The following is a 24591-nucleotide window of genomic DNA, read 5'->3' as shown; positions in this document are numbered from 1 at the left end:
GTGAATTGAATGGAACTGATGTAATTGCAAGAGCAAAATGCAGGTCATTCATCCCGGAAAGGAGGCCCGTCTTGAGCATCGGTCGGATGGACCTGAACCTGCTGAAGGTGTTCGACGCCGTGTACGAGGACCGCAACCTCGTGCTCGCGGGGCGGCGCCTGAACCTCACGCAGTCCGCCGTGAGCCACGCGCTGACGCGCCTGCGCGAGCTGGTCGGCGACGAACTGTTCATGCGCACGGGCAAGGGCATGGTGCCCACCGGCCGCGCGGCGGCCATGGCGCCGAGCCTGCGCGACTCGCTGCGCCGCATCGAGGCGACGCTGGGCGTGGAGCGCTTCTCGCCGGAGAAGTCGAACCGGCGCTTCGTGATCGCGGCCAACGACCACATCACGGTGGTGATCCTGGCGCCGCTGTCGCGCAAGCTGCAGGACACCGCGCCCGGCGTGGACCTGGTGATCCGGCCTTCCACCCGGCTGGACCTCGCCGAGCAGATCGACATCGGCCGCATCGACCTGGCGATCGGCATCTTCTCGCAGGTACCGCCGCGCCTGAGCGCCCGCACCCTGATGTCGCAGCGCGAGGTGATCCTGATGCGCAAGGGCCACCCCGCGTCGCGCCGCAAGCTGACGCTGGCGGACCTGGCGAAGTACCCCCTCGTCACCATCTCGGTCGGCGGCCAGGAGGAAGGTGCCGTCGACGGCTTCATCCTCGAGCGCGGGCTGGCGCGCCAGTCGGAGATGTTCGCGCGCCACGCGCTCGAAGAGGCGCTGGCGGAGGCCGGTCAGGTGCCGCGGATGCGCGTGACCGTGCCGCACTCGCTGGCGATTCCGGCAATGCTGCTGGATTCCAACATGCTGTCGATCGTGCCGGCCTCGCTGGCCAAGGCGCTCACGCGCGGCAGCGAGCTGCTGATCCGCCAGCCGCCCTATCGCGCCGGAACGTCCACCACCCGAGCCGTCTGGCACCAGCGCAACGAGCACGACGAGGCCCATGCCTGGCTGCGCGACATGGTCGCGGCGGCGGCGCGCAACGCCGCCGGGAACTCGGAGGAAGCGGAGTGACGCGGGTCAGACGATCCCGCCGTTGGCGCGCAGGACCTGCCCGTTGATCCAGGCGCCGTCCGGCCCGGCGAGGAAGGCGACCACGTTGGCGATGTCTTGCGGCTGGCCCAGGCGCTCCAGTGGCGCCAGCATGGCGAGTTGCTGCACCACGGCCTCCGGTTTGCCGTCCAGGAGCAGCTCGGTGGCGGTCGGCCCCGGCGCCACTGCATTGACCGTGATGTTGCGCCCGCGCAGTTCCTTCGCCAGCACCCGCGTCATGGCTTCGACGCCGGCCTTGGTCGCCGCGTACACCCCGTAGGTCGGCTGGTAGAGGCCGACGACGCTCGACGACAGGTTGACGATGCGGCCGCCGGAGCGCAGCCGGCGTGCCGCTTCCCGCATCGTGTGGATGCTGCCCTTGAGGTTGACCGCGAGCTGCCGCTCGATCAGCGTGTCGTCCGACGCGGCCATCGTCGCCAGGCGCATGATGCCGGCGTTGTTCACCAGCACGTCGACGCCACCGAAAGCCGCCTCCGCGCGATCGAACATCGCCGTCACGGCCCGCGGATCGCTGACATCGGCCTGCAGCGCCAGCGTGCTTGCGCCGGCCTGCGCGAGGCGCGCCGCCAGTGCCTCGGCGTCCGCCGCGCGGCCGGCGTAATTCACGACCACGGTGAAGCCATCCGAGGCCAGCCGCGTGACGATGGCGGCACCGATGCCGCGCGACGAGCCCGTGACCAGCGCGACCTTCCTGTCCTGTTTCGACAAAGGCTTTCTCCTTCTGTGAGGTCCGGAACTGTAGTCGCCACCAGGCCCTGCCGGCGTGAATGGCGGCAGCTGCGGCGCGATTGGCAGGAAAGGTCGTGTGCGGCTGCCACCGCCAAGGAGCTCGTGGCCCACACTGGCGGCGCACATCCACCAGCCCCAGCAAACGCAATGACGACTCTCCACAGCGACAGACAGCAGGCAGAGCGGGTCGGCCCCGCCTTTTCCGACGACGGCATGCTTGCCGCCCGCCATCTCACCCGGCTCGCCATCCGCGAGATTGCCCGCGCCATCCAGCCCGGCATGGTCGAAGAAGACGCCGTCGAACGCGCGCGCGAAGTGCTGCGCAGGATGGACCTGCAGCCGACCTGGCATCCGGTGCGGGTGCGCTTCGGCCGCAACACGACCAAGGCGATGCGGCAGGCCTCCGTACCCGGCGTGGTGCTGCAGGAGGAGGACATCTTCTTCATCGACATCGCGCCGCGGCATGCCGCCTGGGAAGGCGACGGCGGCGCCACCTTCACGTTCGGCAGCGACCCGCTGCAGGCCAGGTGCGCGCGCGACGCCCAGGAACTGTTCCACGACGTGCGGCGGCAGTGGACGGCGTTCGGATGGTCGGGCGTGCGCCTCTACGCATACGCGCAGCAGCGAGCCCGGGAAATGGGTTGGGAGCTGAACCTCGACCTGCCGGGCCACCGCGTGGCCGATTTCCCGCATGCGGCGCTCCACACGGGCTCGCTGGCTTCGGCCGACTTCAGGCCGTCGGCGATGCGCTGGATCCTGGAGATCCACCTGCGCGATCCGCAAGGCAGGTTCGGCGCCTTCTTCGAGGACATGCTGCTGGAGGAGCGCCACTACGCCGAGTGATGGCGCCGGGCACGCGGGCCGGCATGCCGGCCCGGCCCCGGCTCTGCTGCGCCGACGCGGGCGCGCCGCAGCAGCGCCCGCCCTGCCCGCCCGGCACCGTACAGCGCGACGGCCAGCAGGCTGCAGCGGACGATCATCTCCTCCGCGCGCTCCAGTCCCAGCAGCACCTGCGCGATCTCCTGGTCGAACAGGATGCCGCTGCCGATGCCACCCGTCGCCCAGACAAGGGTGCCGACCAGGTCCAGCGCCAGGAAGGTGCGCGCCGGCATGCCCAGTGCCCCCGCCAGCGGACGGGCGACGGTGGTGAGCCCCGGAACGAACTTCGCCAGCAACACCGCGGCCGAGCCCCAGCGCGCGAACCGTGTCTGCCCGCAGGCGCGGCAGCGATGCGGCGCGGTGCTGCCCCGGCAGAGCCGCCCCAGCACCGTTTCGGCATGGCGGCGGCCGACCGCGAACCAGGCAAGGTCGGCCACCACCGACGCGCTCGAGGCCAGCAGCAGGAACTGCAAGGTGATGCCCACATCGCCGGTACTGCGCGCGCCGGCCAGCAGCAGGAAGGGCAGCGCCGGCACGGGTGCGCCCATCTGCTCGAACAGCACACCGAGGAACACGGCGAGATGGCCATGCTCTTCGAAGAGGGCGGTGAGCGCGTGCATGATGGGCCGCGCTTCAGGCGCCCTGCAGGGAGGCTTCGGAGATCCTGCGCACGCTCGGCCAGGCGACTTCGCGGCCGATCATGGCGCGGGCGTAGAGGTAGTTGTTGCGGATCCGCTCGCTCATCGCGTCGAGGTCCACCTGCCCCCCGGCATCGCAGGGGAACTCGAATCCGCGGCCGCTGTGGAAAAGGGACCGGAAGTGGAGGACGAACGGCGCTTCGGCGCCTGCGGCGATGGTGCGGTTCATGACGGGCTCCTTGAGGTGAAGAACGGGTCCACGGGAGCCATCATGGTTGGCGGGTGCGGTGAATGGAACTGGCGGTTTTGCAGCATCCGAATGCACCACGTTCATTCCGCGCGGGCCCGCGGCCGGCCGGAACTGCGGCCCTGCTACGCGCTTCGCGATCGGCAGGCCGTGCAGGTAGTGCGCCGGAAGATCGCCGCGGCGCCGCTGCATCAGGCGCCGCGCCTGCTCACGTGCCCGGTCCAGGCACAAGGAAAGCCGCCCGCGGGCGGCTTCCGGTTCTCGCACGGCGGTTCTTACTTGCCGCGGGCGGCGATCGCCTTCTCCGCCGCGTTCACCAGGTCGGCGCCTATCGTGTTCTTCCACTTGTTGTACACGGGGCGCGTCGCCTTCACGAACGCCTCCCGCTCGGCCGGGCTCACCTCCGTGACCGTCACGCCCATGCCCGCCACTTCCTTCATCAGCGGCTTGTCCGCTTCCACCAGGCCCTTGCGCGCCAGCACGATCTCCTGCTGGCCGGCTTCCAGGGCCGCCTTGCGCACGATCTCCTGGTCGGCCTTCGTCCAGCTGTTCCACACGTCCTTGTTGACCACGAAGATCAGCGGATCGGCGACGTAGTGCCAGGTCGTCACGTACTTCTGGCCCACCGTGTGCATCTTCAGGATGGTGAACAGGAACATCGGGTTCTCCTGTCCGTCCACCGCACCGCTGGAGAGCGCCGGCTGTGCATCGGCCCAGCTCATTTGCGTCGGATTCGCGCCGAGCGCATTGAAGGTGTCGGAGAACAGCGGCGAGCCGACCACGCGGATCTTCATGCCCTTGAGGTCGTCCGGCGACTTGATCGGCTTCTTGCTGTTGGTCAGTTCGCGGAAGCCGTTCTCGCCCCAGGCCAGCGGCACGGCGCCGGCCTTGTCGACGGCGGCGAAGATGCGCTTGCCCACCTCGCCCTGCGTGAGCGCGTCGACCGCGGCGTAGTCGGGCATCAGGAAGGGCAGCGAGAACAGGTTCAGCTCCTTCACCTGCGGCGACCAGTTGATCGTGGAGCCCACGGCCATGTCGATCACGCCCTGGCGCAGCGCGCTGAACTCGCGCGTCTGGTCGCCCTGGATCAGCGAGACGCCGGGATACAGCTTGATGTTGATGCGGCCCTGCGTGCGCTCGCGCACCAGGTCGGCCCAGACCTTGCCGGCCATGCCCCAGGGCGTCGGCGGGCCGAGCACCAGCGACATCTTGTATTCGGCCTTGTAGGCGGACTGCGCGATGGCGCCCTGCGTGAAGGCGAGCGCCGTCGCGGCCATGGCGAGGCCCAGAAGGGTGCGGCGGAAATGCATGAACGACTCCTTGGTTGAGATCAGTAGCCCAGCGCCCGCGGCATCCAGGTCGCGAGCGGCGGGAACGCGATGACGAGCACCATCACCAGCGCCATCGAGAACAGCATCCAGCCGACCCAGCGCACGGTGCTCTCCATCGGCACGTTGGCGATGCGGCAGGACACCATCAGGTTGACGGCGAGCGGCGGCGTGAACTGGCCCAGCGCCACCTTCAGCGTGAGGATCACGCCGAACCACACCGGGTCCCACTTGTAGTACTGCACGATCGGCAGCAGCAGCGGCACGAAGATCAGGAAGATCGAGACGCCGTCGAGGAACATGCCCACCGTGACCAGCATCACGATCAGCAGGGTCAGCACGCCGTACTCGCCAAGGCCCGAGTTGACGATCGCATTCGTGACCGGGTCGATCACGCCCAGCGTCGACAGCGAATACGCGAAGATCCCCGCCAGCGAGACGACCAGCAGGATCACCGCCGACAACTCCCCCGACTCGCGCAGGATCACGAACAGGTCGCGCACCTTGATCGTGCGGTGGACCACCATGCCGACGAACAGGCCGTAGAACACGGCGACGACGGCCGCCTCGGTGGGCGTGAACCAGCCCGCGCGCATGCCGCCCAGGATCAGCACCGGCGCGGCGAGGCCCCAGAGGGCGTCCCGCAGGCTGCGCCAGAACGGCGGCCGCGGCAGCGCCGCCTCCTCCTTGCCCATCTTGTGCTTCTTCGCCATCCACACCGCCGGGATCATCAGCGCCAGGCCGGCGAGCACGCCCGGGATCATGCCGGCGGCGAACAGCGCCGGAACGGAAGCACCCGGCACCAGCACCGAATACACGATGAAGGCCACCGAGGGCGGGATCAGGATGTCGGTGGCGGCGGCGGCGCCGACCACGCTGGCGGAATACGAGGGCGGATAGCCCGCGCGCGTCATCGCCGCGATCATCACGGCACCCACCGCAGCGGCGTTGGCCGGACCGGAACCCGAGATGCCGCCCAGGAACATCGCCACGGCGATCGCCACCAGCGGCAGCATGCCGGAGCCGCGGCCCACGATCGCGATGGCGAAGTTCACCAGCCGCAGCGCCACGCCCGAGCGGTCGAAGATCGAGCCCACCAGCACGAACATGGGGATGGCCAGCAGCGGGTACTTGCCGAGGCCGGCATAGAAGTTCTGCGGCACCGCCAGCAGGCCGAACCACTGCGCGCCCTGGTTGGCCAGCGCGATGCAGACCGCGCCGGCCAGTCCCAGGGCGGCGCCGATCGGCACGCCCAGGAACAGCATCGCGAGGAACGCGATGAACAGCAGTGTCGCGATCATGACCTGCGGCCCCGGCGCATGAACAGGCCCAGCGCGCGGCCGGCGATCGCCGTCGACAGGATCGGCAGCCAGACCGTGTACCACCACTGCGGGATGCCGATGCCCGGCGACGTTTCGCCGAAGCGGATGTCGTCGTACACCACGCGCACGGAGAGCACCGCGATCAGCGCGAACAGCAGGAACACCATCGCCGCGCCGAAGCGCGCCAGCGCCTTCTGCCGCTTCTCCGGCCCGTTGTCGGCGAAGTACTCGATGCGGATGTGCTGGTTGCGGGCCACCGCGGCGGAACCCGCCACCAGCGACAGCACGATCATCAGGAACACCGAGAACTCCTCGGTCCAGGCGAAGGACTGGTCGGTGAAGTAGCGCACCAGCACGTTGGCGAAAGTGATCAGCGCCAGCAGCGCCATCACGATGACGGTGAGCCAGTCCTCGATCGCGAGGGGAACGCGGGTGGCTTCGTCGGTCGCTTCGGGCACCGGTTCGGTGGCACCGGTCTCGGGAGGTCGGGTCATTGTCTGGTGCCAAGGAGGCCGCGCGCGGACGCGGCGATGTCGGCTGCGGTGACGCGCGACTGCGCCTCCAGCACGGGCGAATAGCCGACCGGGATGCGCGGCGCGCCCAGCCGCCGCACGCGGCAGCCGGTGGCCTCGGCCGCGGTGGCGGCGATCTCGGCGCCGAAGCCGGCGGCCTGCACGGCCTCGTGCACCACCAGCAGCCGGCCGGTGCGGCCGCACGAGGCGAGCACCGCCTCGCGGTCCCAGGGCCAGATGCTGCGCAGGTCGATCAGTTCGGCCTGCACGCCTTCGGCCGAGAGCGTCTCGCACGCTTCGGCGCAGGCCTGCAGCTGTCGGCTCCAGCTCACGATAGTGAGGTCGGCCCCGGGCCGCACGATGCGCGCGCGCCCCAGCTCCACGGACTGGCCGGCATCGACCTCGCCCTGCATGCCCCACAGCGTCTTGTGCTCCATGTACACGACCGGGTCGCCGCTGGCGAGCGCCGCGCGCAGCATCGAGTAGTTGTCCTGCGGCGTCGCCGGGCAGACGACGACCAGCCCCGGCAGGTGCGCGAACCAGCTCTCGAGCGATTGCGAGTGCTGCGCCGCCGACGCATCCCAGATGCCGATCGGCATGCGCACCACCATCGGCACGCGGCCCTGGCCGCCGAACATGAAGCGGTTCTTGGCACCCTGGTTGGCGATCTCGTCCATCGCGCACAGGGCGAAGTCCACCACGCGCATCTCCACCACCGGCCGCAAGCCAGCCAGCGCCATGCCGACGCCGGCGCCGAGGATGGCCGCTTCGCTGATCGGCGTGTCGATCACGCGCTCGGCCCCGAAGCGCTCCTGCAGCCCGCGGTACTGGCCGAAGATGCCGCCGCGGCCGACGTCTTCTCCGAGCACCACCACGCTGGCATCCGCTTCCATCTCGTGCTGCAGGGCCAGCACCGCGGCCTGGGCGTACGTCATCATCGCCATTGGCCGGCTCCCGTGGTCTGCACATCGGTGAAGGCGCTGGCGGGGTCGGGCCAAGGCGCGGCCTCGGCCGCGGCAAGGGCGCGTTGCACCTCGTCGGCGGCCCCGCGCTCGATCGCCTGCAGGTGCGCGGCCTCGGCACCGGGCAGCGCGAGATACGCCGCGCGCGCGCGGGCGATCGGGTCGCCCCGCAGCGCTTCTTCCAGTTCCTTCGGATCGCGGTACGCGGCCGGGTCCACCGAGACATGGCCCTTGACGCGGTACGTGATGGCGTGCAGCAGGCGCGGCCCTTCGCCGGCGCGCACCTGCGCCACCAGCTGCGCGCCAGCGCGATGCACCGCGACCACGTCGTTGCCGTCCACCTGCAGGGCCGGAATGTCCAGGCTGGCGGCGCGCGCCGAAGCGCCCTCGCCCGCCGTCATCGGGCCGCTCGGGGTGGTGGCGCTCCAGCGGTTGTCCTCGCACACGAACAGCACGGGAAGCTCGTACACCCGCGCCCAGTTCAGCGCCTCGACGAACGGTCCGCGATTGATCGCGCCGTCGCCGAAGAAGCAGGCCGTGATGCCGTGGCGCTTGCGCAGCTTCTGCGCATGGGCGGCGCCGACCGCGATCGGCAGGCCGGCGGCCACGACGCCGTTGGCGCCCAGCATGCCGACCGAGAAGTCCGCGATGTGCATGGAGCCGCCCTTGCCGCCGTTGTAGCCGCTGGCCTTGCCGAACAGCTCGCACATCATGCGCACCGGGTCGGCGCCCTTGGCCAGCGTGTGGCCGTGGCCGCGGTGCGTGGAGGTCAGGTAATCGTCAGCGTGCAGGTGCGCGCAGACGCCGGCGGGCACGGCTTCCTGCCCGGTGGACAGGTGCAGCGGACCGCGCACGCTGGCCGTTCCCGCGGCCGTCATGCCGTAGGCGCTGACGCCGCCCTGGCTCGCGACTTCCGCCGCGTCTTCGAATGCCCTGATGCGGACCATCGTCCGGTACAGGGCCAGGAGAGTCTCCGTCTCGGTGGCCATCACATCCAGCCTTGTTGTACGTGGCGGCCATTGTAGGGAACGCGCGGAGTGGACTTTCGCGCGACGCGCGCACCGGATCAGGGTTTCCCCCGATCGGCGCACGCGCACCAGGCATCGTTCGATGCGCCGAAGACTGCGCGCTAACCGGGCTCCTGCGAGCGCACCAGGGTGCCCCATGGGCCGGGCTGCAGCGGCTGCGGCATCGGGCGCTGCACCGGGATGGATTCGGACGCCGCGCGCGGGAGGCGCTCCGGATGCACGAGCACATCGGAGGGCGCTTGCGCCAGCATGCGCTGCGTGAGTCCGCCGAGGAAGTAGTTCGCCAGCAGCCCGCGTTGCGCCTTGCCGATCACCATCAGTTCCGCGTCCCAGGCGCGGGCGCGGGCCAGCACCACCGCCGGTGCCTCGCCGAACTCGATGGCGGCTTCGGCGCCGGCGTCGCCGGCCTCGGCCGCCGCGATCAGCCGGTGCAGGGCGAGGAACGCACCTTGCGCACGGTGCTGCCGGAAGCCGCGCACGGCCTCGTCGGCGCCGTCCATGCCCTGCAGCACCTGTTCGTCGCCGTCATCGAGCGCGTGCAGCACCTCCAGGCGCGAACCGCGCGAGAGCGAGGCCGCGACGGTGATCAGGGGCACGGCGTGGTCCTCGAGGTCCAGCGGCACCAGCACGCGCCGGTACGCGAGCAGCGCCGGGCGCTTGACCACCAGCACGGGCGAGCGGCACAGGCGGATCAGCCGCTCCGCCTGCGTGCCCATGATCCACTCGCGCAAGGGATTGGCGCGCAGGCTCGGAAGCACCACCAGGGCTGCCTCGCGCGATGCCGCCACGGCGTGCCGCAGCACGTTGCCCTCGACCGCTTCGATGCTCACGTCCACGCGCGTGCGTTGCCGGATGTCCTCTGCGAGTTCGTGCAGGGAGGCTTGCTCGCGCGAAACCATGCTCGCCCGCGGCGCCGGATGCAGGATGTGCAGCCTGGCGCCGAGGTCCCGCGCGACGAGCGCGGCGCGCCAGGTCGCGTTGCGGCTGGCCGGCGACGCCGCGCAAAGGCTCACGACGAGGGGCTTGGGATGGACGGTATCGGATCGCGTGACGATGCGCCCCGGCGGACGCTGCACGTGGGTGGCTTGCATTTCAACACTCCATGGCGATTCCGCGGCCGCGAACGTTCGCGGATGCGGAAAGGGTCTTGCGCTTGGAGTGCCCGGCGATTCGGTGTGCGCGGCTGGGAGGGAATCGCCGGGCTCAGGAAAGTGCCGGCGTGCGTGCGGGCACGCCCGCAGCCATGCCGCTACCCGGCACGCATCCACGCGCAGCCCGCAGCATGCAGCCGCGTTGGCGCAGGATCGAACGGGTGGGACGGACGCGAATCACGAGCGCAGTCTATGCGGCCCCGCGCGTGCAACCAAGTGCGCGCGCAATGCCCCTCGGTGGCTTGCCAGATTGGGCCGCGATCGTGGCGATGCGGCCTATACTGGCTGCATGGCACACACCGCCGGTCCTCTCACGTTCGCCTCCCTCGCTCTTCGCCTCGCGGCGCGGCGCGTGGCCCTGCGCGCGTGCACCAGGGCGGGCCGGCAGCAAACGCCCGCACCTTCCTGAGCCCGGCGGTCGCCTCTTTCCCTTTCAGCGCCATCCATCGACCGCCGGGCATCGCCCCGGCGCACCTGCGAGCCCGCTTCCTGCAGCGACGGCTCGCACTGGAATGGAGTGCCTCCCATGCGTGCCCCGAATTGCGGCGAGCGCAAGCTCACCGAGCTCGATTACATCCGCCTGAAGAAGTTCACCGCTCCCGGGACCTTCCCCGAGCTGGCTGACATCCTGAACGAGGCGGAACTGCTGCCGTCCCGCTGCATCCCTCCCGATGTCGTGACGATGAATGCGCGCTTCGTCATCCGCGACCTGAAGCTGCAGCGTCGCCACATGATGGCCGTGTGCTATCCCGCCGACGCGGAGCCCGCCACCGGCGCCATCTCCGTGCTCTCGCCGGCGGGCCTGGGCCTGCTCGGTCTGTCCGTCGGCGCGGTTGCCCGCTGGGTGGGCCCCGCGGGCGAGGAAACGGTGGCGCAGATCGAAGGGATCCTGTTCCAGCCGGAGGCCACCGGCGACTACGTCACGTAGTCGCCGCGCGCCACCTTGCCTGTGAACCTGCGGGGCCGGCCGTGACGCCGCGCCCGCGCCACCCTGGAAGTCCCACGATGAACATCAAGTCGATCCTGGTCGTCACCGATCTTTCCGCGCGCGAGAACGTCGCGGTCCAGCGGGCCTGGCAGCTCGCGGACACGCATCGTGCGTCGGTCAGGCTGATGTACGTGCCTCCGCACGGCCAGAAGGCCCTGCCCGCAGCCGCTTCGCGCCTCGCCAACGCGGCCCGCCAGCTCGAGGAAACGATGGAGTTGCGCGTCCGCACCGCGCCCATCGAGTCGGGAAAGCTGGAAGACCTCGTCTCGCAAGCGCAAGGCACGGACCTGGTGGTGCTGCCGCACCGCCACGAGCGCTCGACCGCCGCATTCTTCCGCGGCCAGCCCGTGCTGCGGCTGCTGCGACGCCTGCAGCGGCCGGTGCTGGTCGTGCGCCAGGCGCGCGGCGCCAGCTATGAGCGCGTGCTCGTCGCGGTCGATTTTTCCGCCGCGTCGGAAGCGCTCGTCAAGCTCGCCGCTGGCCTGGCCACCAGCGCGGAACTCGAGATCTTCCACGCCATCAGCACGCTGGACGAATCGAAGCTCCGCTCCGCCGAGGCGCCGGAGCACGCAGTGCGCGCCTACCGCGAGCGCTGCCTGCAGCATGCGCGCGAGCGGATCGTGTCGCTCACCGACTCCTTCGACACCCGCAGGAACCGCGTCCTGACGGCCATCGGCCGGGGCGACCCGGGACGGCAGACCGTGATCCAGCAGGAGCACACCGGCGCCGACCTCGTGGTGCTGGGCAAGAAGCGCACGACGGCCTGGGAGGACTTCTTCTGCGGCAGCGTGGCGCATCGCGTCCTGAGCTGGGGCACGAGCGACGTGCTCGTGGTGCCCGACGGCTGCCTGTCGGCCACGGCCCCTCATGCGGCACGCCGCCTGGCGTCCGCCGTCGGCAAGAACACCGCGCTGCCCGTGCCTGCGGCGGCCAGGAGGATGTCATGAGCTTTCCCGTCACCTTGACCCGGCACGACATGGAGGCCTTCGACACGCTGGACCTGATGCCGCTGCGGCAGGTGGTCCACGCCACCGAGGCAAGCCGCGCGGGATGGTGCGCCCAGGGCCTCCTCGACGGGCTGTCCCGGCCCGAGCGCTTTCGCATCCTGCGCCTCGGGACCGGCGGGCAGATCCTGGCCCGCAACGGCCTCGCACTCGCGCAGGCACAACGCCTGCTGCGGCAGGCGTATGGGCAATCGATCGAGTTCGGGACGCCCACCGTGCATCGCGTGGTCGACCCTGCGACCGGCGCGGTGCTGGTGCCCGTCATGTCCCTGCGGGTCGACGCGCCGCGCTCGTTCCGGCAGGAACTGCTGCAGATCCTCGCGGACCGCGCGACGGGACCGCGCCAGGTCGCCGTCCAGGGCGAGCGCACGATCGTGCGCACGGAGTCGCCGCTGGAGCACCTGATCGGACTGGAGCCCCAGGTGCTGGAACGCAGCAACGGGGCGGCGCGCATCCTGTGCTCGCTGGCCCGCTACGGGCAGGGACCGGGCAGCAGCCCGCAGGGAGCGCAGCGATGACGCAGGAACACGTCTCCGTGATGTGATGGACCAGCACGCCCCCCTTGTACGCACCGCAGCGGTACGATGATGCGACCATGCAACCCGATCCCCACGAAGAACTGACCGCAGCCATCGCCGCCGAGCGCGCTGCCTGGAGCCGGGTGAAAGACAGCTTGCCGGGCACGCCGGGGCACGACGGATCCTTGTGGGCCGCGTGGCAGGCCAGCGTGCAGCGTTGCCGCGACGCCCGGCAAGCCGTCGACGGTGCGGCCGGGGTCCTGCAGGGATTGGATGGCAACGGCCGCAAGCGCGACGAGTGAGGCACCTCGCGGCCTGGTCGGCCGGGCGCGCGGGCGCCCGCGCGCCGGTCAGCGCTGCTTCACCTTGATCACGAAGCTCTCCTTGATCTCCTCCATCACGACGTAGCTGTTCGACTGCGCCCGGGACGCCTGGATCCCGCCCGGCCACACGCCACCGCGGCACGACGGAGCAGGCGCTCATGGCGGACGCGGCGTGGTAGATCGAAGTGGTGGTCGCAGGCGCTGCCGGGAAGCGCGTAGGCTGTTGGTGACGAAGGAACCCCAGCGGTCCGCGAGCGCAGCGCAGCGCTGGGGTTTCGCTGCGCTCCACCGCCAGCCTACGAAGCGGGGGCGGGAATGCGCGCTGAATCAGCTGGAGACGCCTGCCACCTGCGGGCCTTCCCTTCTAGACTTCCGCCCTCCGCCGCCAACCTCTCGATGCGGCGGGCCTCGACGCGGAGAACCCATGTCAAGAATCCTCGTGCTCTATCACAGCTTCTACGGCCACATCGAGGCGATGGCGAAGGCCGTCGCCGAAGGAGCGGGCCAGGTCCGCGGTGCGCAGGTGGAGATCAAGCGCGTCCCGGAGACGGTGCCGGACGATGTCTTCCGGCAGGCCGGCGGCAAGGCGCACCAGGCCGCGCCGGTGGCGCAACCCGCTGAACTGGCCGACTACGATGCGATCATCTTCGGCACGCCGACACGCTTCGGCAACATGAGCGGCCAGATGCGCAACTTCCTGGACCAGACCGGCGCGCTGTGGATGTCCGGCGCGCTCGTCGGCAAGGTGGGCTCGGTGTTCTGTTCCAGCGCCACCCAGCACGGCGGGCAGGAAAGCACCATCCTCACCTTCATCCCCACCCTTCTGCACCACGGCATGGTCGTCGTGGGCCTGCCGTATTCGGACCAGACGCAAGTGGGCGTCGACGAAGTCAAGGGAGGCAGCCCGTACGGCGCATCGACGATCGCCGGTGGCCAGGGCGAGCGCATGCCCAGCTTGCAGGAACTGGGCATGGCGCGCTACCAGGGCAGGCACGTCGCGAATATCGCGAGCCGGCTTTTCGGGTAGGGCTCCGCGCGGCTCGGGAGCCGCGCGTGCGAGCCTCAGGCGGCTTGGGGCGCGAGCGCCCGATCCACCGAGTAGCGGCCGGCACCGCTGAACAGCAGGGCGACCGAGGCGGCGAACAGGGCGAGTGCGTATTCGTAGCCACCCTTGTCGGCGAAGAAGCCCTTGCCGATGTGGACGCTGAAGATCGCGATCAGCATGGCGCCGGCGAGCGCCGCGGCGGCCGGGCGCACCAGCAGGCCGAACACCAGGGCCAGGCCGCCGAGGAATTCGACCAGGCCGGCCAGCAGTGCCATCAGGTAGCCGGGCGTCAGGCCCACCGAACCGAAGAACTGGCCGGTGCCTTCGAGGCCGTAGCCGCCGAACCAGCCGAACAGCTTTTGCGCACCGTGCGCAGCGAAGATGATGCCCACGGGGATGCGCAGGGCCAGTGCGCCCGGGCCGGCCGTGGTGGACAGCACGCGTTGGAAGAAGGACGAGTTCATGGAATGCTCCTGGGATGTTGCGGGGATTCAGTTCTTGCGGATCCAGACCGGGGCGATGGCCGTGCCCTGCCCCGCGCCGTAGCCGAGGTAGATGTTCAGGCCGGCCACCGGCTCGAGATAGCGCGCGTTCTTCAGCGGCCCGGCGTCGACCACGTTGAAGCCGAGGCTCTCGGCGATCGCTCTTGCGGTCTGCTTGGCGCGTTCGCTGTCGCTGGCGACGAAGACATCGACCTGGCGGCCCTGACCGAAGTCCGGGCCTTCCGCGAGGACCTGGGCGAACACGGTGTTGAAGGCCTTCACGACTTCCGCGCCGGGCACCGCCTTGGCGATCTCCTCCGCCGCGGACGTGCCGTGGCCGATGGTCAGGCCCATGTAGTCGGCGGTCAGCGGATTGGTGATGTCGATGACGACCGTGCCGGCGCCGGCACCCGCAGCACGCAGTCCGGACGCCGCATCGCCGTAGCCGGTGGCCAGCACGACGGCGTCGGCGCCTTCGGCTGCGCCCGCGGCAGGAACCGCACGGGCACCGGGATGCGCCGCGGCAAGCTGCTGCGCCTTGGACGGATCGCGGGCGGTGACGCTGACCTGGTGGCCCGCGCCGGTCAGTTGGCGGACGAAGGCCGAGCCCATGCTGCCGGTGCCGATGACAGTGATCTTCATGAGGTTCTCCTGGTGGGTGGAGCAGCGCGTGCTGCGATGAAGAGAACTTTAAAGTTTCACTTCGAATAGATAAACCGCCTCGAAACGGTTTCTGAGTCCCGTATTCCGGGACAATGGGGAATGGACCGCTTCGAGGAAATGCGCGCCTTCGCGGCCGTCGTGGATGCCGGCAGCTTCGTGCGGGCCGCCGAGGCCCTGAACGTGTCGAAGACGGCCGTCTCGCGGCTGGTCGGCGACCTGGAGGCGAGGCTGGGCGTGCGGCTGCTCCATCGCACGACGCGCAAGCTGTCACTCTCGGTCGAAGGCGAGGTGTTCCATGCCCGCTGCCGGGAGCTGCTCGCCGAGTTGCAGGAAGCGGAGGCGGAAGTCACCGCACGCGCCGACGAGGCGGTCGGACTGCTGAGGGTCAACGTGCCGGTCAGCTTCGGCCTGCTGCAGCTGGCGCCCTTGTGGCCTGCATTCCTGGAGCAGCATCCGCGCGTGGTGCTGGACGTGACCCTGTCGGACCGCATCGTCGACCTGGTCGACGAGGGCTACGACCTCGCGGTGCGCATCGCGCAGCTGCCGACGTCGTCGCTGGTCAGCCGCAAGCTCGCTTCGACCCGGATGATGCTGTGCGCCTCGCCCGGATACCTGCGGCGGCACGGAACGCCGGCGCACCCGTCCGAGGTTTCCGCCCACAGCGTCGTCGCCTATACGCTGCTGGCCACCGGCGAGCAGTGGGTGTTCGAGGGGCCGGAGGGATCGGTCACGGTGAAGGTCACGCCGCGGATGCGCACCAACAGCGGCGACACCTGCATTGCCGCCGCTTTGCAGCACCGGGGCATCGTGCTGCAGCCTTCGTTCATGGTGGGCCCGCACCTGCGCGCGGGCGAACTGGTGGAACTGCTGCCGCAGTACCGCTCGCGCGAGCTGGGAATCTACGCCGTGTATCCGAGCCGCAAGCACCTCACGCCCAAGGTGCGCGTGCTGATCGATTTCCTGCTGGAGACGTTCCGCATCCAGCCGTGGGCGGGTTGACGCGTGGTCAGCGGATGGTCGCCCGTGGCACACTTGACGCACGCTCGGCCTGGATCGGGCCGCCCGCAATCCGCCTCAGAGGAGATGCCGATGCTGACGATGGAGAAGACGGCTGACTACGTTAAGCGCTGGGTCGCCGCGTTCGAGTCGAAGGACCTGGATCGTGTGCTGGCGTTCTACACCGACGACGTGATCTTCCATTCCCCGCTCGTTGCGCGGCTGAGTCATGACCCGAGCGGCACCGTGCGTGGCAAGGGGGGGCTGCGCGCCTACGTGGCGAAGGGCTTCGAGGTGTTCGATCACATCGAATTCACCGTCCTGGACGTGCTGCGCGGGGTCGACAGCATTGCGATCCACTACAAGGGCATCACGGGGACGCATGTCGTCGAGGTGCTGTTCTTCGACCGCGACGGCATGGTCCGCGAGTCGTACGTGCACTACGCGTCTCCCCAGTAGCAGGCGCACGGATGCCTGCGCGTCGCGTCCCGTTGTCCGGGTATCCTGCACTCGGGTAATCTGCGGCCCATGAACCGAGACCAGCTCTACAGCCTTGCCCCCACCGATCGCGCATTCCGGGAGATGAGCGGCGACCAGAAGAAACAGGTCGTCGCCGCCTTTGCGCTCGAGGTGCTCAAGGAAATCCGCAACGAGGGGCGGGAGCCCGATGCGTGGGAGTCCGTTCACCTGATGCATGCGCTGGGCGCCCTCCACGGAGAGCGCCTGACCTATGCATTGACGCTGATCGAACTCGCGATCGAGGATCCCGCAGACCGCGCTCCCGAGGCCGTCGCACGCATCCAGAAAGAGCTTGCAAGCGCCGAGACCCTGGAGCGCGCATTCCGCGACGCGCAAGCCAGGAGCGCGCCCGGAACCTGAAGGAGACGCACGGCGGCCAGTGCGTGCTCAGACGGATCGCGTGAGGCCGCCGTCCACGCGCAGGTTCTGTCCCGTGATGTAGGCCGCGCCGTCGGAAGCCAGGAACGAGATCGTCGCGGCGATCTCCTCGCTTCTTCCGTAGCGCTGCATCGGGACGGTCTGGCGCCGCGCTTCGGTGGCGGGAAGGCTGTCGATCCAGCCGGGAAGAACATTGTTCATCCGGACATTGAACGGCGCGTGCGTGTCGCTGAAGATCTTGGTGAAGGCGGCCAGGCCGGCCCGGAACACGGCGGAGGTCGGAAACTGCTCGGTGGGCTCGAAGGTCCAGGCGGAGGAGATGTTGATGATCGCGCCTCCCTGCTGCGCCTTCATCATCGGCGCGACCAGCCGCGTGGCCCGCACCACGTTCAGCAGGTAGGTGTCCATGCCCTTGTGCCAATCCTCGTCGGAGATGTCGAGGATCGGCGCCCGCGGACCATGGCCGGCGCTGTTGACGAGGACGTCGATCCGGCCCCAGCGTGCCATGGCGAGCCCGACGAGTTGGCCGAGGGCCTGCGTCGACTGGTTGGATCCGGTGACGCCCACGCCCCCGAGTTCACGTGCCAGCGCCTCGCCCTTGCCGGATGACGACAGCACGCCGACCAGGAAGCCATCCGCCGCAAGCCGGCGCGCGGCGGCCGCGCCCATGCCGCTGCCGCCGGCGGTGATCAAAGCGACCCGTTGCGTCATGCGCGTCTCCTCGAAGCTGGGCGCCACGCAGCATGGGGCGGGCGTCTCGCCACCTTACCCGATCCGACGGGCGCAGGACTGCTATACATTCGGCGGCAGTCCACATCCACCGAGAGAACCCATGTCGATCTCATCCGCCCTGAAAGCCACCGTGGTGGCACTGGCCGTTGCGACCGGTGCGCCGCTTTTCGCCCAAGGCACCCCCATCAATGCGGCAGCCTTCGACGCGCTGGTCGCCCAGGGGCCCGTGGCCGACGCCGCGACCATCTCGTCCAGCAAATGGGCCAGCAAGATCAAGCAGGCCGGCACGCTGCGCCTCGGCGGCACCCAGACCTCCAACCTCTTCTCGCTGCTCAACGAGAAGGACGGCAAGATCCGCGGATTCGATGCGGGCCTGGCCCAGCTCCTGACGCGCTACATCCTGGGCGACGGCTCCAAGTACCAGTTCACGCAGGTCACGTCGTCCACCCGCGAACAGGTCCTCGTCAACGACCAGGTGGACATGGTGCTGGCCACCTATTCGATCACGCCGGCCCGCGCGGAGAAGATCTCCTTCGCCGGGCCTTACTACACCTCGCAGGCGGGGGTGCTGGTCAAGTCGACCAACAAGGCGATCCAGTCGTACAACGACCTCGCCGGCAGGAAGACCGCCACCCAGGCGGGATCGACGGGCCCCGCGATCCTGGCGCAATTCGCGCCCAAGGCCACGGTGCAGGAGTTCCAGACCCACCAGGAGGCCGTCGACGCCCTGCGCCAGGGGCGCGTGGACGCCTACGTGACCGACTACACGCTGCTGCTCAATGTCCTGAGCCTCGGCGCCGGCGACGCGAAGCTGGCCGGCGCCCCCTTCGGTCCGCAGGACCCCTATGGCATCGGCCTGCCCAAGGGCTCGGACGGCGTGGCCTTCGTCAATGCCTTCCTGAAGAAGATCGAGGCCGATGGCACCTGGTCCAAGCTGTGGACGCTGGCCATCGGGCAGCGCACCGGGAGCACGAACGTCCCGACGCCGCCTGCGCTACCCTGACCGATGGGCAGTGTCTTCCGGCTCCTGGCCGACCACGGGCCTGCCTTCGGGCAGGCCCTTTTGCTCACCTGGAAACTCACGGCCCTGTCGTTCGGGGCCGGCTTCGTGCTGGGCATCGTCGTGACGGTGGCGCGGCTCCTGCCGCTGCGGCCGCTGCGCTTCGTGCTGACCGCCTATGTCGAGGTCTTCCGCAACATCCCGGCCGTTGCGCTGCTGATCTTCATCGTGTTCGCGCTGCCCGATCTCCAGGTGGTGATCGACTATGAGCCCAGCGTGATCCTGACCCTGGCCCTGGTGTGCTCCGCGTTCACGGCCGACTACCTGCGCACGGGCATCAACACCGTCGCCGGCGGCCAGGTGGAGGCCGCACGCAGCCTGGGCATGCGTCCCCTGGTCATCATCACGTCCATTGTGTTGCCGCAGGCGCTGCGCTCGGTCGTGCAACCGATGACCTCGCTGCTCATCGCGCTGATGCTGTCGACCTCCCTGGCGTCACAGGTGCCCCTCCCGGGTCGGGAACTCACGGCGCTCGTGGCGAAGATCGCCAACGACTCCGCCGCCGGGATCCCTGCGTTCGCAGTCGCTGCCGCGGCGTACCTGGTGTCGGGCCTGCTCATCGCGTGGGCGGGCGCCACCCTGGACAGGAAGATGCGGATCCTGCGATGAGCCGGGCGCTGGAAGACGCCCTCTTCGGCGACCTGGGCTACAAGGCGCGGGCCGTCACCCGCGCGCTGAGCGTGCTCGTCGCGGCGACGCTGCTCGTGCTGGCCGCAGGCATCGTGGTCCGGTTCCATGCCGCGGGCCAGTTCGAAGGGCGGCTCTGGGAATTCTTCGCCTGGAAGACGACCTGGGCCTTCCTGGGCAAGGGACTGCTCGGCACGCTGGCCTCGGCGGCGGCGGCCGCCGTCATCGCGCTGGTGCTCGGCCTCGTGCTGCTGGTCGGCCGCCTCTCGCGGCTGCGGCTCGTGCGCTGGCCGGCCGTCGCGGTCATCGAATTCCTGCGCGGTGTGCCGACCCTGCTGCTCATCTACGTGTACTTCCTGGTCCTTCCCTCCGTCGGGATCAAGCTGAGTGCCTACTGGATGCTGACCCTGCCCGTGGGGCTCAGTACGGCTGCCGTCGTGGCGGAGGTGTACCGCGCAGGCGTGCTCGCCGTTCCCCGCGGCCAGACGCATGCGGCTCGCGCGCTGGGCCTGAACGAGGCACGGGTCTTCGCCCACGTCGTCTTTCCCCAGGCGCTGCGCTACATCGTCCCGGCGCTGGTCGCGCAGCTGGTGATCGTCGTCAAGGACACCACCTTCGGCTACGTGGTCACCTACGGCGAACTGATGCAGAACGCCAGGGTGCTGATCGCCAACTACCGCTCGCTCGTGCCCGTGTACCTTGCGGTCGCGGTGCTGTACTGCCTGGTGAACTACGGTCTTTCGAGGGCAAGCCGCCGGCTCGGCCGGCCGATGCATTGAACACGCCATGAAGATCGATTTCGACGGTGTCCAGGCCTTCGTTGCGATCGCTGAACTGGGCGGATTCAACAAGGCCGCGCGCGAGCTGCACATCACGCAGACCGCGCTCACGCGGCGCATCCAGAAGCTCGAGGCCTATCTGGGCGTGAGGCTGCTGGATCGCACCACGCGGGCCGTCGAACTCACCGTGGTGGGCCGCGATTTCCTTCCGCAGGCGCGCTCGATCGTGCAGGAGATGACATCGGCCGTGGAGCGCCTCAAGGACATGTCGCAGCACGGGCGCGGCAACCTCACGGTGGCGTGCATCCCCACCATGGCCTCCCACGTGCTGCCCGGGATCATCCGTGAATACGCCAGGCGCCATCCGCGCAACCAGGTCCGCCTGCTGGATGGCACTTCCGACCAGGTGCGCACCGCCGTCCTCCACGGCAAGGCGGAGCTGGGGATCGCGCTGGCGGGCGAAAGCCAGCCGGAGCTGATCGAAACCGCCTTGTTTTCGGACCCGCTGGTCTTCGTGTGCCGAACGCCGCACCCGTTGCAGGAGCGCAAGACCCTGTCGTGGAACGACATGCGCGGCATCGAGCTGGTGCGCGTGAGCGGCCTGGTCGCCACGCGCGTGGTCATGGACTACCAGCTGGCGAGGCACAACGTCCGGCTGGATGCCAAGTACGAGGTGGACCACCACGCGACGGCGGTCAACCTCGTGGCGGCAGGCGTCGGTGCAGCGATCCTGCCGGCCTCCACCATCCGGGAAGGCGACCGCCCCGGCATCCGCAAGATTCCGCTGACGGGGCCGGTGGTGAAACGGCGGGTGGTCCTGCTGCGCTCGCGCCGCGGCAGCCTGTCCCCGGCGGCCGAAGCGTTCTACGAGCTGGTGCGCAGCACGCCCGTGAAGGTCTGAGGCGCTGTTGCGGTAACCGCAACAATCGCGACCTTCTTTTCATTTCACAGCCGCATCGCCGACTCGCACAATCCGCCCACACTTCCTGGAGCGGACATGAGCACCGACGTGCTTGTCATCGGCGGCGGCAACGCCGCACTGTGCGCGGCCCTCATGGCTGCCGAGGCGGGCGCCAGCGTGCTGCTGCTGGAAGCCGCCCCCCGCGAATGGCGCGGCGGCAACTCCATGCACACGCGCAACCTGCGCTGCATGCACGATGCCCCGCAGGACGTGCTGGTCGACGCCTACCCCGAAGAGGAGTTCTGGCAGGACCTGCTGAAGGTCACCGGCGGCGTGACGAACGAGCGCCTCGCGCGCCTCACCATCCGCGCGTCCTCGTCCTGCCGCGACTGGATGCGCAAGCACGGCGTGCGCTTCCAGCCGCCGCTGTCGGGCGCCCTGCACGTGGCGCGGACCAATGCCTTCTTCATGGGCGGCGGCAAGGCCCTGGTCAACGCCTACTACCGCAGCGCGGAGCGGCTCGGCGTGCGCATCCGGTACGACGCACCGGTGGATCGGGTGGAGATCGAGGACGGGCGCTTCGTCGCGGCCTGGGTGAAGGGCGAGCGCATCGCCGCCCGGGCCTGCGTGCTGGCCGCCGGCGGCTTCGAGTCGAACCGCGAATGGCTGCGCGAAGCCTGGGGCCGCAACGAGCGGGGCGAATGGCCGGCCGACAACTTCCTCATCCGCGGCACCCGGTACAACCGCGGCGTCCTGCTCAAGCACCTGCTGGACGACCACGGCGCGGATCGCATCGGCGATCCGACCCAGGCCCACATGGTGGCCATCGACGCGCGCGCGCCGCTGTACGACGGCGGCATCTGCACGCGCATCGACTGCGTGTCCCTCGGCGTGGTGGTCAATCGGGACGGCGAACGCTTCTACGACGAGGGCGAGGACTTCTGGCCCAAGCGCTATGCGATCTGGGGCCGGCTGGTCGCGCAGCAGCCGGGACAGGTCGCCCATTCCATCATCGACGCGAAGGCGGTCGGGCGCTTCATGCCGCCGGTGTTCCCCGGCGTGGTGGCGAACACGCTGCCGGAACTGGCCGTCAAGGTGGGACTGCCGGTGGAGAGATTCATGCACACCCTGCAGGCCTACAACGCCGCCTGCCGCGTCGGCACCTTCGACCACACGGCGCTGGACGACTGCCACACGCAAGGCGTGGTCCCGCCCAAGACACACTGGGCGCGCCCCATCGACACGGCGCCGTTCTACGCCTATGCCGTGCGCCCCGGCGTGACCTTCACCTACCTGGGACTGCGCACCGACGAGACGGCCGCAGTCCGCTTCCAGGACGTTCCCAGCCAGAACCTGTTCGTCGCGGGGGAAATGATGGCCGGCAACGTGCTGGGCAAGGGCTACACCGCCGGCGTGGGCATGTCGATCGGCACGGCCTTCGGCCGCATCGCCGGAACCCATGCGGCGCGGGCCGCGCTGGACGAAGGAGCGAAAGAACATGCAAGCGCTTGAGGTCCTGACCCGCGACGCCGTCGCCCTGGCCAAGGGCGAGGTCGTGCTGACCGCACCCGAAAGCGAAGTGGCCCGGCAGATGCAGATCTGCAATGCCTGCCGCTACTGCGAAGGCTTCTGCGCGGTGTTTCCGGCCATGACACGCCGCCTGGAGTTCGGCAAGGCCGACATCCATTTCCTGGCGAACCTGTGCCACAACTGCGGCGCCTGCCTGCACGCCTGCCAGTACGCGCCGCCCCACGAGTTCGCAGTCAACGTGCCGCAGGCCATGGCCAAGGTGCGCGGGCAGACCTATGCCGACTACGCGTGGCCGCCGGCGCTGGGCGCCTTGTACCAGCGCAACGGCGCCACGCTCGCCGTCGCGCTGGCCCTGGGGCTCGCCTTTTTCCTGGCGCTGGGTGTCGCGGTCCAGGGCAGCCTGTGGGGCGCGGTGGCCGCGGGCAACTTCTACGCCATCTTTCCGCACAACCTGCTGGTCGCCCTGTTCGCTCCGGTCTTCCTGTTCGTCGTGCTGGCGCTCGGCATGGGGGTGGCGAAGTTCTGGCGCGAGGTGAAGCCCGCCACCAGCGGGCAGCCGGTGAGCGCGCCCGCCGCGGCGGAAGCGACCGGCGACGTGCTGCGCCTGAAGTACCTGGACGGCGGCCATGGAGAAGGCTGCAACGAGTCGAACGACGCCTTCACCCTGGCGCGCCGGCGCGCGCACCACCTGACCTTCTACGGTTTCCTGCTCTGCTTCGCCGCCACCTCGCTGGCCACGTTCTATCACTATGCGTTCGGCTGGGTGGCGCCCTACGATCTGCCGTCGCTGCCGAAGCTGCTGGGCGCAGCCGGCGGCGTGAGCCTGGCCATCGGAACGGCGGGCCTGTGGCGCCTGAACCGCCGCCGGCATGTCCTGCAAGGCGACGCGGCGCAGAAGCCGATGGATCTCGGCTTCATCGCGCTGCTGTTCCTCACCAGCGTCAGCGGGCTCGCGCTGTGGCTGGCACGCGCCACCCCGGCGTTGCCCCTGACTTTGTGCCTGCACCTGGGCGCGGTGATGGCCTTGTTCGCCACCCTGCCCTACGGCAAGTTCGCCCACGCCGTGTTCCGCGGCGCAGCGCTGCTGCGCCACAACGTCGAGAAGCGCCAGCCGAATCCGATCGGCCTCGGCGCGGACTGAATCCCCCACCAGGAGACCGAAATGAACAAGCGTGAGGTACTGCGCCTCTGCGCGCTCGCCGCCGCCCCCTTGCTGCCGCTCGCGTGCGCACAGGCACAGGACGCGAGCTTCCCGCCGCGCACCATCACCATCGTCGTGGGCTTTGCCGCCGGGGGCGCGGCCGACGTCGCGGCCCGCCTGATCGGCAAGAGGCTCGGCGACAACCTGGGCGTACCCGTCATCATCGACAACAAGCCCGGCGCCGGTGGCAACATCGCCCACCAGTACGTGGCCAAGACGGCGCCCTCGGACGGCAGCGTGATCCTGTTCGGCTCGGTCGGCCCGCTGACGATCGCCCCGCACCTGATGAAGCTGCCCTACGACCCGGTGAAGGATTTCGCGCCGATCACCATGGGCGTGAACTTCCCGAACGTGCTGGTCGTGCATTCGGGCCTCCCGATCAGGACCTTCCCCGAGTTCGTTGCCTACGCGAAGTCCAACCCCGGCAAGCTCGACTTCGCCTCCACCGGCCCCGGCTCGGCCTCGCACCTGGCGGGCGAACTGCTGAACGACATGGCAAAGATCCAGACCGTGCACATCCCCTACAAGGGTGGCGCGCCGGCGCTGCAGGACCTGCTGGGTGGCCGCGTGGCTTCCTACTACTCCACCTTCGCCACCGCGCAGCCCCACATCGCGTCGGGCAAGCTCATCCCGCTCGCCGTGACCGGCCCGACCCGCCTGGCCACGCTTCCCAAGGTGCCGACCGTCGCGGAGTCCGGCTACCCCGGCTACAGCGCGACCAACTGGTATGCCTTCGTGGCGTCCTCCAGGGTGCCGAAGGCGATCCTGGACCGCTACAACACCGAACTCGTGAAGGTGCTGAAGACGCCCGAGATCGTCGCCGCGCTGGAAGCGCACGGCCTGCCGCCGCAGCCCGGCTCGCGCGAGGAGCTCGCCAGGACGATGGAACGCGAGTCGGCGACCTGGGCTCGCGTGATCCGCGAGCGCAAGATTTCCAGCGAGTGAATCC

The 24591-nt window shown here is 69.5% G+C and carries 29 protein-coding genes; 17 read left to right on the top strand and 12 right to left on the bottom strand.

The window, feature by feature from the left end:
* Nucleotides 1-71 precede the first annotated feature (71 nt).
* Complete coding sequence (locus JI746_RS20465; RefSeq protein WP_201692134.1) at nucleotides 72-1061, top strand: LysR substrate-binding domain-containing protein; 990 nt, start codon at nucleotides 72-74, stop codon at nucleotides 1059-1061.
* 6 nt (nucleotides 1062-1067) lie between these two features.
* On the opposite strand, the gene JI746_RS20460 is transcribed toward JI746_RS20465, so the two are convergent.
* Nucleotides 1068-1808, bottom strand: coding sequence for an SDR family oxidoreductase (locus tag JI746_RS20460; RefSeq protein ID WP_236600008.1), 741 nt, complete (start codon nucleotides 1806-1808; stop codon nucleotides 1068-1070).
* A 168-nt stretch (nucleotides 1809-1976) separates the two neighbouring features.
* Between JI746_RS20460 and JI746_RS20455 the strand changes: the two genes are divergently transcribed.
* Nucleotides 1977-2672, top strand: coding sequence for a M24 family metallopeptidase (locus JI746_RS20455; RefSeq protein ID WP_201692132.1), 696 nt, complete (start codon nucleotides 1977-1979; stop codon nucleotides 2670-2672).
* Here JI746_RS20455 and JI746_RS20450 read toward each other — a convergent pair.
* The 8 genes from JI746_RS20450 to JI746_RS20415 all read right to left on the bottom strand — a co-directional run bounded on the left by JI746_RS20450 (nucleotide 2660) and on the right by JI746_RS20415 (nucleotide 9836).
* Nucleotides 2660-3328: a DedA family protein gene (locus JI746_RS20450; RefSeq protein WP_201692131.1), complete on the bottom strand. Its 669-nt coding sequence runs from the start codon at nucleotides 3326-3328 to the stop codon at nucleotides 2660-2662. The genes JI746_RS20455 and JI746_RS20450 overlap by 13 nt on opposite strands.
* Nucleotides 3329-3341: 13 nt before the next feature.
* Nucleotides 3342-3575, bottom strand: coding sequence for a hypothetical protein (locus JI746_RS20445; RefSeq protein WP_201692130.1), 234 nt, complete (start codon nucleotides 3573-3575; stop codon nucleotides 3342-3344).
* A gap of 293 nt (nucleotides 3576-3868) precedes the next feature.
* The gene (locus JI746_RS20440) at nucleotides 3869-4903 is read right to left on the bottom strand and encodes a DctP family TRAP transporter solute-binding subunit (protein ID WP_201692129.1); all 1035 of its coding nucleotides are present in this window, start codon (nucleotides 4901-4903) and stop codon (nucleotides 3869-3871) included.
* A 20-nt stretch (nucleotides 4904-4923) separates the two neighbouring features.
* A complete protein-coding gene (locus tag JI746_RS20435; RefSeq protein WP_201692128.1) occupies nucleotides 4924-6222 on the bottom strand; it encodes a TRAP transporter large permease in 1299 nt (432 codons plus the stop codon).
* Nucleotides 6219-6737, bottom strand: coding sequence for a TRAP transporter small permease (locus tag JI746_RS20430; RefSeq protein WP_201692127.1), 519 nt, complete (start codon nucleotides 6735-6737; stop codon nucleotides 6219-6221). The genes JI746_RS20435 and JI746_RS20430 overlap by 4 nt, the downstream gene beginning before the upstream one ends.
* Entirely contained in the window at nucleotides 6734-7699 is a 966-nt protein-coding gene (locus JI746_RS20425; protein ID WP_201692126.1) for an alpha-ketoacid dehydrogenase subunit beta, read from the bottom strand. The genes JI746_RS20430 and JI746_RS20425 overlap by 4 nt, the downstream gene beginning before the upstream one ends.
* On the bottom strand, nucleotides 7690-8706 hold the full coding sequence (locus tag JI746_RS20420) for a thiamine pyrophosphate-dependent dehydrogenase E1 component subunit alpha (RefSeq protein ID WP_201692125.1): 1017 nt from the start codon (nucleotides 8704-8706) through the stop codon (nucleotides 7690-7692). Before JI746_RS20420 ends, JI746_RS20425 begins: the two co-directional genes overlap by 10 nt.
* Before the next feature lie 140 nt (nucleotides 8707-8846).
* Nucleotides 8847-9836 carry a universal stress protein gene (locus JI746_RS20415; protein WP_201692124.1) on the bottom strand — a complete coding sequence of 330 codons (990 nt, stop codon included), beginning with the start codon at nucleotides 9834-9836 and terminating at the stop codon, nucleotides 8847-8849.
* Nucleotides 9837-10422: 586 nt separating this feature from the next.
* Between JI746_RS20415 and JI746_RS20410 the strand changes: the two genes are divergently transcribed.
* The 5 genes from JI746_RS20410 (at nucleotide 10423) to wrbA (ending at nucleotide 13756) form a co-directional block, all read left to right on the top strand.
* On the top strand, nucleotides 10423-10824 hold the full coding sequence (locus JI746_RS20410) for a GreA/GreB family elongation factor (RefSeq protein ID WP_201692123.1): 402 nt from the start codon (nucleotides 10423-10425) through the stop codon (nucleotides 10822-10824).
* Nucleotides 10825-10901: 77 nt separating this feature from the next.
* The gene (locus JI746_RS20405) at nucleotides 10902-11831 is read left to right on the top strand and encodes a universal stress protein (protein WP_201692122.1); all 930 of its coding nucleotides are present in this window, start codon (nucleotides 10902-10904) and stop codon (nucleotides 11829-11831) included.
* Nucleotides 11828-12406, top strand: coding sequence for a hypothetical protein (locus JI746_RS20400; RefSeq protein ID WP_201692121.1), 579 nt, complete (start codon nucleotides 11828-11830; stop codon nucleotides 12404-12406). Before JI746_RS20405 ends, JI746_RS20400 begins: the two co-directional genes overlap by 4 nt.
* Before the next feature lie 77 nt (nucleotides 12407-12483).
* Complete coding sequence (locus JI746_RS20395; protein ID WP_201692120.1) at nucleotides 12484-12708, top strand: hypothetical protein; 225 nt, start codon at nucleotides 12484-12486, stop codon at nucleotides 12706-12708.
* 445 nt (nucleotides 12709-13153) lie between these two features.
* Complete coding sequence (gene wrbA / locus JI746_RS20390; RefSeq protein WP_201692119.1) at nucleotides 13154-13756, top strand: NAD(P)H:quinone oxidoreductase; 603 nt, start codon at nucleotides 13154-13156, stop codon at nucleotides 13754-13756.
* 35 nt (nucleotides 13757-13791) lie between these two features.
* Here the strand turns inward: wrbA and JI746_RS20385 are convergent, their stop codons facing one another.
* Nucleotides 13792-14238 (bottom strand): DoxX family protein, encoded by a 447-nt coding sequence (locus tag JI746_RS20385; protein WP_201692118.1) that lies wholly within the window; start codon nucleotides 14236-14238, stop codon nucleotides 13792-13794.
* A gap of 27 nt (nucleotides 14239-14265) precedes the next feature.
* The gene (locus tag JI746_RS20380) at nucleotides 14266-14898 is read right to left on the bottom strand and encodes an NADPH-dependent F420 reductase (RefSeq protein WP_201692117.1); all 633 of its coding nucleotides are present in this window, start codon (nucleotides 14896-14898) and stop codon (nucleotides 14266-14268) included.
* Nucleotides 14899-15018: 120 nt separating this feature from the next.
* On the opposite strand from JI746_RS20380, the gene JI746_RS20375 reads away from it, so the two are divergent.
* From JI746_RS20375 to JI746_RS20365, 3 genes are all read left to right on the top strand, one after another.
* Nucleotides 15019-15918: a LysR family transcriptional regulator gene (locus JI746_RS20375; protein ID WP_201692116.1), complete on the top strand. Its 900-nt coding sequence runs from the start codon at nucleotides 15019-15021 to the stop codon at nucleotides 15916-15918.
* 90 nt (nucleotides 15919-16008) lie between these two features.
* Complete coding sequence (locus tag JI746_RS20370) at nucleotides 16009-16374, top strand: nuclear transport factor 2 family protein (protein ID WP_201692115.1); 366 nt, start codon at nucleotides 16009-16011, stop codon at nucleotides 16372-16374.
* A 69-nt stretch (nucleotides 16375-16443) separates the two neighbouring features.
* Complete coding sequence (locus JI746_RS20365) at nucleotides 16444-16794, top strand: hypothetical protein (RefSeq protein ID WP_201692114.1); 351 nt, start codon at nucleotides 16444-16446, stop codon at nucleotides 16792-16794.
* 27 nt (nucleotides 16795-16821) lie between these two features.
* Here JI746_RS20365 and JI746_RS20360 read toward each other — a convergent pair whose 3' ends face one another.
* Entirely contained in the window at nucleotides 16822-17523 is a 702-nt protein-coding gene (locus tag JI746_RS20360; protein WP_201692113.1) for an SDR family oxidoreductase, read from the bottom strand.
* 121 nt (nucleotides 17524-17644) lie between these two features.
* On the opposite strand from JI746_RS20360, the gene JI746_RS20355 reads away from it, so the two are divergent.
* From JI746_RS20355 to JI746_RS20325, 7 genes are all read left to right on the top strand, one after another.
* Nucleotides 17645-18547, top strand: coding sequence for a glutamate ABC transporter substrate-binding protein (locus JI746_RS20355; RefSeq protein ID WP_201692112.1), 903 nt, complete (start codon nucleotides 17645-17647; stop codon nucleotides 18545-18547).
* A 3-nt stretch (nucleotides 18548-18550) separates the two neighbouring features.
* Nucleotides 18551-19213, top strand: coding sequence for an amino acid ABC transporter permease (locus JI746_RS20350; protein WP_201692111.1), 663 nt, complete (start codon nucleotides 18551-18553; stop codon nucleotides 19211-19213).
* Nucleotides 19210-20010, top strand: a complete 801-nt coding sequence (locus JI746_RS20345) for an amino acid ABC transporter permease (RefSeq protein WP_201692110.1) — start codon at nucleotides 19210-19212, stop codon at nucleotides 20008-20010. The genes JI746_RS20350 and JI746_RS20345 overlap by 4 nt, the downstream gene beginning before the upstream one ends.
* Before the next feature lie 7 nt (nucleotides 20011-20017).
* Nucleotides 20018-20911 carry a LysR family transcriptional regulator gene (locus JI746_RS20340; RefSeq protein ID WP_201692109.1) on the top strand — a complete coding sequence of 298 codons (894 nt, stop codon included), beginning with the start codon at nucleotides 20018-20020 and terminating at the stop codon, nucleotides 20909-20911.
* 96 nt (nucleotides 20912-21007) lie between these two features.
* Nucleotides 21008-22423: an FAD-dependent tricarballylate dehydrogenase TcuA gene (gene tcuA / locus JI746_RS20335; protein ID WP_201692108.1), complete on the top strand. Its 1416-nt coding sequence runs from the start codon at nucleotides 21008-21010 to the stop codon at nucleotides 22421-22423.
* Nucleotides 22410-23582, top strand: coding sequence for a tricarballylate utilization 4Fe-4S protein TcuB (gene tcuB, locus JI746_RS20330; protein ID WP_201692107.1), 1173 nt, complete (start codon nucleotides 22410-22412; stop codon nucleotides 23580-23582). The genes tcuA and tcuB overlap by 14 nt, the downstream gene beginning before the upstream one ends.
* A 21-nt stretch (nucleotides 23583-23603) precedes the next feature.
* Entirely contained in the window at nucleotides 23604-24587 is a 984-nt protein-coding gene (locus JI746_RS20325) for a Bug family tripartite tricarboxylate transporter substrate binding protein (RefSeq protein ID WP_201692106.1), read from the top strand.
* The last annotated feature ends 4 nt before the right edge of the window (nucleotides 24588-24591 follow it).

It is taken from the genome of Ramlibacter alkalitolerans (assembly GCF_016722765.1).
GTDB classification, from domain to species: domain Bacteria; phylum Pseudomonadota; class Gammaproteobacteria; order Burkholderiales; family Burkholderiaceae_C; genus Ramlibacter; species Ramlibacter alkalitolerans.
This window is presented reverse-complemented; position numbering and strand designations above follow the sequence as displayed.

What these genes read in the sequence shown, in the direction of transcription:
- JI746_RS20450 (WP_201692131.1), bottom strand. Translation starts at nt 3,328, where the DNA reads ATGCACGCGCTCACCGCCCTCTTCGAAGAGCATGGCCATCTCGCCGTG.
- JI746_RS20435 (WP_201692128.1), bottom strand. Translation starts at nt 6,222, where the DNA reads ATGATCGCGACACTGCTGTTCATCGCGTTCCTCGCGATGCTGTTCCTG.
- JI746_RS20375 (WP_201692116.1), top strand. Translation starts at nt 15,019, where the DNA reads ATGGACCGCTTCGAGGAAATGCGCGCCTTCGCGGCCGTCGTGGATGCC.
- JI746_RS20370 (WP_201692115.1), top strand. Translation starts at nt 16,009, where the DNA reads ATGCTGACGATGGAGAAGACGGCTGACTACGTTAAGCGCTGGGTCGCC.
- JI746_RS20445 (WP_201692130.1), bottom strand. Translation starts at nt 3,575, where the DNA reads ATGAACCGCACCATCGCCGCAGGCGCCGAAGCGCCGTTCGTCCTCCAC.
- JI746_RS20425 (WP_201692126.1), bottom strand. Translation starts at nt 7,699, where the DNA reads ATGGCGATGATGACGTACGCCCAGGCCGCGGTGCTGGCCCTGCAGCAC.
- JI746_RS20395 (WP_201692120.1), top strand. Translation starts at nt 12,484, where the DNA reads ATGCAACCCGATCCCCACGAAGAACTGACCGCAGCCATCGCCGCCGAG.
- JI746_RS20430 (WP_201692127.1), bottom strand. Translation starts at nt 6,737, where the DNA reads ATGACCCGACCTCCCGAGACCGGTGCCACCGAACCGGTGCCCGAAGCG.
- JI746_RS20385 (WP_201692118.1), bottom strand. Translation starts at nt 14,238, where the DNA reads ATGAACTCGTCCTTCTTCCAACGCGTGCTGTCCACCACGGCCGGCCCG.
- wrbA (WP_201692119.1), top strand. Translation starts at nt 13,154, where the DNA reads ATGTCAAGAATCCTCGTGCTCTATCACAGCTTCTACGGCCACATCGAG.
- JI746_RS20365 (WP_201692114.1), top strand. Translation starts at nt 16,444, where the DNA reads ATGAACCGAGACCAGCTCTACAGCCTTGCCCCCACCGATCGCGCATTC.
- tcuB (WP_201692107.1), top strand. Translation starts at nt 22,410, where the DNA reads ATGCAAGCGCTTGAGGTCCTGACCCGCGACGCCGTCGCCCTGGCCAAG.
- JI746_RS20355 (WP_201692112.1), top strand. Translation starts at nt 17,645, where the DNA reads ATGTCGATCTCATCCGCCCTGAAAGCCACCGTGGTGGCACTGGCCGTT.
- JI746_RS20405 (WP_201692122.1), top strand. Translation starts at nt 10,902, where the DNA reads ATGAACATCAAGTCGATCCTGGTCGTCACCGATCTTTCCGCGCGCGAG.
- JI746_RS20380 (WP_201692117.1), bottom strand. Translation starts at nt 14,898, where the DNA reads ATGAAGATCACTGTCATCGGCACCGGCAGCATGGGCTCGGCCTTCGTC.
- JI746_RS20420 (WP_201692125.1), bottom strand. Translation starts at nt 8,706, where the DNA reads ATGGCCACCGAGACGGAGACTCTCCTGGCCCTGTACCGGACGATGGTC.
- JI746_RS20400 (WP_201692121.1), top strand. Translation starts at nt 11,828, where the DNA reads ATGAGCTTTCCCGTCACCTTGACCCGGCACGACATGGAGGCCTTCGAC.
- JI746_RS20340 (WP_201692109.1), top strand. Translation starts at nt 20,018, where the DNA reads ATGAAGATCGATTTCGACGGTGTCCAGGCCTTCGTTGCGATCGCTGAA.
- JI746_RS20350 (WP_201692111.1), top strand. Translation starts at nt 18,551, where the DNA reads ATGGGCAGTGTCTTCCGGCTCCTGGCCGACCACGGGCCTGCCTTCGGG.
- JI746_RS20345 (WP_201692110.1), top strand. Translation starts at nt 19,210, where the DNA reads ATGAGCCGGGCGCTGGAAGACGCCCTCTTCGGCGACCTGGGCTACAAG.
- JI746_RS20440 (WP_201692129.1), bottom strand. Translation starts at nt 4,903, where the DNA reads ATGCATTTCCGCCGCACCCTTCTGGGCCTCGCCATGGCCGCGACGGCG.
- JI746_RS20410 (WP_201692123.1), top strand. Translation starts at nt 10,423, where the DNA reads ATGCGTGCCCCGAATTGCGGCGAGCGCAAGCTCACCGAGCTCGATTAC.
- tcuA (WP_201692108.1), top strand. Translation starts at nt 21,008, where the DNA reads ATGAGCACCGACGTGCTTGTCATCGGCGGCGGCAACGCCGCACTGTGC.
- JI746_RS20325 (WP_201692106.1), top strand. Translation starts at nt 23,604, where the DNA reads ATGAACAAGCGTGAGGTACTGCGCCTCTGCGCGCTCGCCGCCGCCCCC.
- JI746_RS20360 (WP_201692113.1), bottom strand. Translation starts at nt 17,523, where the DNA reads ATGACGCAACGGGTCGCTTTGATCACCGCCGGCGGCAGCGGCATGGGC.
- JI746_RS20415 (WP_201692124.1), bottom strand. Translation starts at nt 9,836, where the DNA reads ATGCAAGCCACCCACGTGCAGCGTCCGCCGGGGCGCATCGTCACGCGA.
- JI746_RS20455 (WP_201692132.1), top strand. Translation starts at nt 1,977, where the DNA reads ATGACGACTCTCCACAGCGACAGACAGCAGGCAGAGCGGGTCGGCCCC.